This is a genomic window from Streptococcus sp. 2100 (assembly GCF_013276335.1).
GTDB lineage: Bacteria > Bacillota > Bacilli > Lactobacillales > Streptococcaceae > Streptococcus > Streptococcus pseudopneumoniae.
In genome coordinates, this window is sequence record NZ_VMKV01000102.1 from 1 (window position 1) to 6,109 (window position 6,109).

A 6,109-nucleotide genomic window follows, 5' to 3' on the forward strand; every position below is an offset into this window, starting at 1 on the left:
TATTGGGCATGGAATGGAACAAAGGGTTCGTGAAGTTTGAAGAACTCAAAAATTACGCCAAAGCTCCATATACAACACCTAAACGAGATTAAAGAACAGCGAAATCCCTTGTCGCGCAAGGGGTTAGCTGCCCTTTTGTATTTTTTAAGTGATAAAGTCGGGAAAAATACAAATGAATAGAAAGTAAATTAGTAAGCTGATGAAATTTTTCTCAAGAGAAGCCTTTTATAGGTGAAAATGGTATAATATAGTGAGAAGGATAGAGGAGAAGTGTAAATTGATCGCACAACTAGATACAAAAACAGTCTATAGTTTTATGGAAAGCGTCATTTCGATTGAAAAGTATGTGAGAGCAGCTAAAGAATTCGGCTACACTCATCTGGCTATAATGGATATTGACAATCTTTATGGTGCTTTTGACTTTCTAGAGGTTACAAAAAAATATGGCATTCATCCTTTATTAGGGCTTGAAATGACTGTGTTTGTGGATGCTCAGGAAGTGAATCTGCGCTTTTTAGCTTTATCTAGTGTGGGCTATCAGCAGTTGATGAAGCTTTCGACAGCCAAGATGCAGGGGGAGAAAAATTGGTCGGTTTTATCTCAGTACTTAAATGATATTGCGGTAATTGTGCCTTATTTTGATGGACTGGAGTCGTTAGAACTAGGCTGTGATTACTATATAGGGGTTTATCCGGAAACACCAGCAAGCGAATTTTATCATCCAATCTTGCCCCTCTATCGGGTCAATGCTTTTGAAAGCAGGGATAGAGAAGTTCTTCAAGTTTTAACAGCGATTAAAGAAAACCTACCGCTTAGAGAAGTTCCCTTGCGCTCACGACAAGATGTCCTTATATCAGCAAGTTCTTTAGAGAAATTATTCCTAGAACGATTTCCACAAGCCTTAGACAATTTAGAAAAGCTGATTTCAGGCATTTCTTACGACTTGGATACGAGTCTGAAACTGCCTCGTTTTAACCCAGCTAGACCAGCAGTAGAAGAGTTGAGAGAACGCGCTGAGCTTGGGCTTGCTCAGAAGGGATTGACTAGTAAAGAATATCAAGACCGTCTAGACCAAGAATTGGCTGTTATTCATGATATGGGATTTGATGATTATTTCTTGGTTGTTTGGGATTTGTTGCGTTTTGGACGACTGAATGGCTACTATATGGGAATGGGAAGGGGTTCTGCAGTTGGTAGCTTGGTTTCTTATGCCTTAGATATTACAGGGATTGACCCAGTAGAGAAAAATCTGATTTTTGAACGCTTTCTCAATCGTGAACGCTATACCATGCCTGATATTGATATTGATATCCCAGATATTTATCGTCCAGATTTTATCAGATATGTTGGTAATAAATATGGCAGTAAACATGCGGCACAAATCGTTACTTTTTCTACCTTTGGTGCCAAGCAATCTCTGCGTGATGTCTTGAAACGCTTTGGTGTTCCAGAGTATGAATTATCCGCAATTACCAAGAAAATCAGTTTCCGTGATAATCTCAAGTCAGCCTATGAGGGCAATCTCCAGTTTCGTCAGCAAATTAATAGTAAGTTAGAATACCAAAAAGCCTTTGAAATTGCCTGCAAGATTGAGGGGTATCCAAGACAAACCTCTGTCCATGCAGCTGGTGTTGTGATTAGCGATCAAGATTTGACCAATTACATTCCTCTAAAGCATGGTGATGAAATTCCACTGACTCAGTATGATGCTCATGGAGTTGAGGCTAGCGGTCTTTTGAAGATGGATTTTCTGGGACTGCGAAATTTGACCTTTGTTCAGAAAATGCAAGAGTTGCTTGCTGAAACAGAAGGGATTAAGATAGCTATCAACGAGATTGATTTGGAAGATAAAGAAACGTTAGCTTTATTTGCTTCTGGCAATACAAAAGGTATCTTTCAATTTGAACAACCTGGTGCCATTCGTCTGCTTAAGCGTGTGCAACCAGTCTGTTTTGAAGATGTCGTAGCGACTACTTCTCTAAATAGACCAGGTGCTAGTGATTATATCAATAATTTTGTGGCAAGAAAACATGGGCAGGAAGAAGTGACTGTTCTGGATCCAGTACTGGAGGATATTTTGGCTCCAACCTATGGTATCATGCTCTATCAGGAGCAGGTTATGCAGGTAGCTCAGCGGTTTGCTGGATTTAGTCTTGGGAAGGCCGATATTTTGCGTCGAGCTATGGGGAAAAAGGATGCTTCTGCCATGCATGAGATGAGAGCTTCCTTTATTCAAGGCTCCTTAGAAGCTGGTCATACTGTGGAAAAAGCAGAGCAGGTCTTTGATGTCATGGAGAAGTTTGCAGGTTATGGTTTTAACAGGTCACATGCCTATGCTTACTCAGCTTTGGCCTTCCAGTTGGCTTATTTCAAAACGCATTATCCAGCCATTTTTTATCAGGTCATGTTGAATTCTGCCAACAGTGATTACTTAATAGATGCACTTGAAGCAGGCTTTGAAGTGGCTCCTCTGTCCATCAACACCATTCCCTATCACGATAAAATTGCCAACAAGTCCATCTATCTAGGATTGAAATCGATTAAGGGAGTCAGTAATGATTTAGCTCTCTGGATTATTGAAAATAGACCCTATTCTAACATTGAAGATTTTATAGCTAAATTACCTGAGAATTATCTGAAACTACCTCTGCTAGAACCTTTGGTAAAAGTTGGTCTTTTTGATTTATTTGAAAAAAATCGTCAAAAAGTATTTAATAACTTAGCCAATCTATTTGAATTTGTGAAAGAGTTGGGAAGTTTATTTGGAGATACTATTTATAGTTGGCAGGAATCGGAGGATTGGACGGAACAAGAAAAATTCTATATGGAACAAGAGCTTTTAGGGATAGGTGTCAGCAAACATCCACTACAAACTATCGCAAGTAAAGCTATTTACCCAATTACCCCAATCGGAAATTTGTCAGAAAATAGCTATGCTATTATTTTGGTTGAAGTTCAGAAAATAAAAGTGATTCGTACCAAAAAGGGTGAAAATATGGCCTTCTTACAGGTAGATGATAGTAAGAAAAAATTGGACGTCACTCTCTTTTCAGACTTATATCGTCAGGTTGGACAGGAAATAAAAGAGGGAGCCTTCTACTATATAAAAGGAAAAATACAATCACGTGATGGCCGTCTGCAAATGATTGCACAAGAAATAAGAGAAGCAGTTGCTGAACGCTTTTGGATACAGGTGAAAAATCATGAATCGGATCAAGAAATTTCACGTATTTTAGAACAATTTAAAGGCTCAATCCCAGTCATCATCCGGTATGAGGAGGAACAGAAAACCATCGTTTCTCCCCATTATTTTGTAGTTAAATCTGATGAATTAGAGGAGAAATTGAATGAAATCGTTATGAAAACGATTTATCGCTAAAAATACGGAAAATAGAAGAATTTTAAAATCAAATGTGGTATAATCAAGAAGACTGTTAAAAGAAAAAGGAGCATAAACCAATATGAAACGTATTGCTGTTTTGACTAGTGGTGGAGACGCCCCTGGTATGAACGCTGCTATCCGTGCAGTTGTTCGTCAAGCAATTTCAGAAGGAATGGAAGTGTTTGGTATCTATGACGGATATGCTGGTATGGTTGCCGGTGAAATTCATCCCCTAGATGCAGCTTCAGTAGGAGACATCATTTCTCGTGGTGGTACTTTCCTTCACTCAGCTCGTTACCCAGAGTTCGCTCAACTTGAAGGGCAACTAAAAGGGATTGAGCAATTGAAAAAACACGGCATTGAAGGTGTAGTTGTTATCGGTGGAGACGGTTCTTACCACGGCGCTATGCGTTTGACTGAGCATGGTTTCCCTGCTATCGGTCTTCCAGGTACAATCGATAACGATATCGTTGGTACTGACTTTACAATCGGTTTTGACACAGCGGTTACAACTGCTATGGATGCTATTGATAAGATTCGTGATACATCATCAAGTCACCGTCGTACTTTTGTTATTGAAGTTATGGGACGTAACGCTGGTGATATCGCTCTTTGGGCTGGTATTGCAACTGGTGCAGATGAAATCATCATTCCTGAGGAAGGATTCAAGATTGAAGACATCGTAGAAAGCATTAAATGTGGTTATGAGTGTGGTAAAAAACACAATATCATCGTCTTAGCTGAAGGTGTGATGTCAGCAGCTGAATTTGGTCAAAAACTTAAAGAAGCTGGAGATACAAGCGACCTTCGTGTGACAGAACTTGGACATATTCAACGTGGTGGTTCTCCAACTGCGCGTGACCGTGTATTGGCGTCACGTATGGGTGCCCATGCTGTTAAACTTCTTAAAGAAGGTATTGGTGGTGTTGCGGTTGGTATCCGTAACGAGAAAATGGTTGAAAACCAAATTCTTGGAACGGCAGAAGAAGGAGCATTGTTTAGCCTTACTGCAGAAGGTAAGATTGTAGTTAACAACCCACACAAAGCCGATATTGAGCTATCTAGCTTGAATAAGAGCTTGTCATAATTTACAATTTAGTTAATAAGACCAAAAAGGTCATATCTATAAAGGAGTCACAAAAATCATGAACAAACGTGTAAAAATCGTTGCAACTTTGGGTCCTGCGGTAGAAATCCGTGGTGGTAAAAAATTCGGTGATGACGGATACTGGGGTGAAAAACTTGATGTTGAAGCTTCAGCTAAAAACATTGCTCAATTGATTGAAGCTGGTGCTAACACATTCCGTTTCAACTTCTCACACGGTGACCACCAAGAACAAGGTGAGCGTATGGCAACTGTTAAACTTGCTGAAAAACTTGCAGGTAAAAAAGTTGGTTTCCTTCTTGATACAAAAGGACCAGAAATCCGTACAGAATTGTTCGAAGGTGAAGCTAAAGAGTATTCATACAAAACTGGTGAGAAAATCCGTGTTGCAACTAAACAAGGAATCAAATCAACTCGTGAAGTGATTGCATTGAACGTTGCTGGTGCTCTTGATATCTATGATGATGTTGAAGTTGGTCGTCAAGTGTTGGTTGACGACGGTAAACTTGGTCTTCGTGTGGTTGCTAAAGATGACGCAACTCGTGAATTTGAAGTGGAAGTTGAAAACGATGGTATCATCGCTAAACAAAAAGGTGTGAATATTCCTAACACTAAAATTCCTTTCCCAGCCCTTGCTGAACGTGATAACGACGATATCCGCTTTGGTCTTGAACAAGGTATCAACTTTATTGCGATTTCATTCGTACGTACTGCAAAAGACGTGAACGAAGTTCGTGCAATCTGTGAAGAAACTGGAAACGGACATGTTCAATTGTTCGCTAAAATCGAAAACCAACAAGGTATCGATAACTTGGATGAAATTATCGAAGCTGCTGATGGTATTATGATTGCTCGTGGTGATATGGGTATCGAAGTACCATTCGAAATGGTTCCAGTTTACCAAAAAATGATTATCAAGAAAGTCAATGCTGCAGGTAAAGTTGTTATCACTGCAACAAACATGCTTGAAACAATGACTGAAAAACCACGTGCAACTCGTTCAGAAGTATCAGACGTATTCAACGCTGTTATCGACGGAACTGACGCTACAATGCTGTCAGGCGAGTCTGCAAACGGTAAATACCCACTCGAGTCAGTAACTACAATGGCTACAATAGACAAGAACGCTCAAACTCTTCTTAATGAATACGGACGTTTGGATTCAGATTCATTTGAACGTAACTCTAAGACAGAAGTAATGGCTTCAGCTGTTAAAGATGCTACTAACTCAATGGATATCAAATTGGTTGTAACTCTTACTAAGACAGGTCATACTGCACGTTTGATTTCTAAATACCGTCCAAATGCTGATATCTTAGCATTGACATTTGATGAATTGACAGAACGTGGATTGATGTTGAACTGGGGTGTTATCCCAATGTTGACAGATGCTCCATCTTCAACTGACGATATGTTCGAAATCGCTGAACGTAAAGCGGTAGAAGCAGGTCTCGTTGAGTCAGGCGATGATATCGTTATCGTTGCTGGTGTACCAGTAGGAGAAGCTGTTCGTACAAATACAATGCGTATCCGCACAGTACGTTAAGAAAAATATAAAAACCTATCATATCCAGCTTTAGAGCTTGTGTGATAGGCTTTTTTGGGCTCTTTGTCAACTGTAG

Annotated in this window: 3 protein-coding genes; all 3 read left to right on the forward strand. The window is 39.7% G+C overall.

The window, feature by feature from the left end; genetic code table 11:
- Nucleotides 1-277 precede the first annotated feature (277 nt).
- Nucleotides 278-3,379, forward strand: coding sequence for a DNA polymerase III subunit alpha (locus HT669_RS10635; RefSeq protein WP_172922171.1), 3,102 nt, complete (start codon nucleotides 278-280; stop codon nucleotides 3,377-3,379).
- 82 nt (nucleotides 3,380-3,461) lie between these two features.
- Nucleotides 3,462-4,469, forward strand: coding sequence for a 6-phosphofructokinase (pfkA, locus tag HT669_RS10640; protein ID WP_050261439.1), 1,008 nt, complete (start codon nucleotides 3,462-3,464; stop codon nucleotides 4,467-4,469).
- Between the two features lie 58 nt (nucleotides 4,470-4,527).
- Nucleotides 4,528-6,033, forward strand: coding sequence for a pyruvate kinase (gene pyk, locus HT669_RS10645; protein ID WP_001042799.1), 1,506 nt, complete (start codon nucleotides 4,528-4,530; stop codon nucleotides 6,031-6,033).
- Nucleotides 6,034-6,109 lie beyond the last annotated feature (76 nt).

Bases quoted from the DNA above. Each gene is read 5' to 3' on its own strand.
- pyk (WP_001042799.1), top strand. From the start codon at position 4,528: ATGAACAAACGTGTAAAAATCGTTGCAACTTTGGGTCCTGCGGTAGAA.
- pfkA (WP_050261439.1), top strand. From the start codon at position 3,462: ATGAAACGTATTGCTGTTTTGACTAGTGGTGGAGACGCCCCTGGTATG.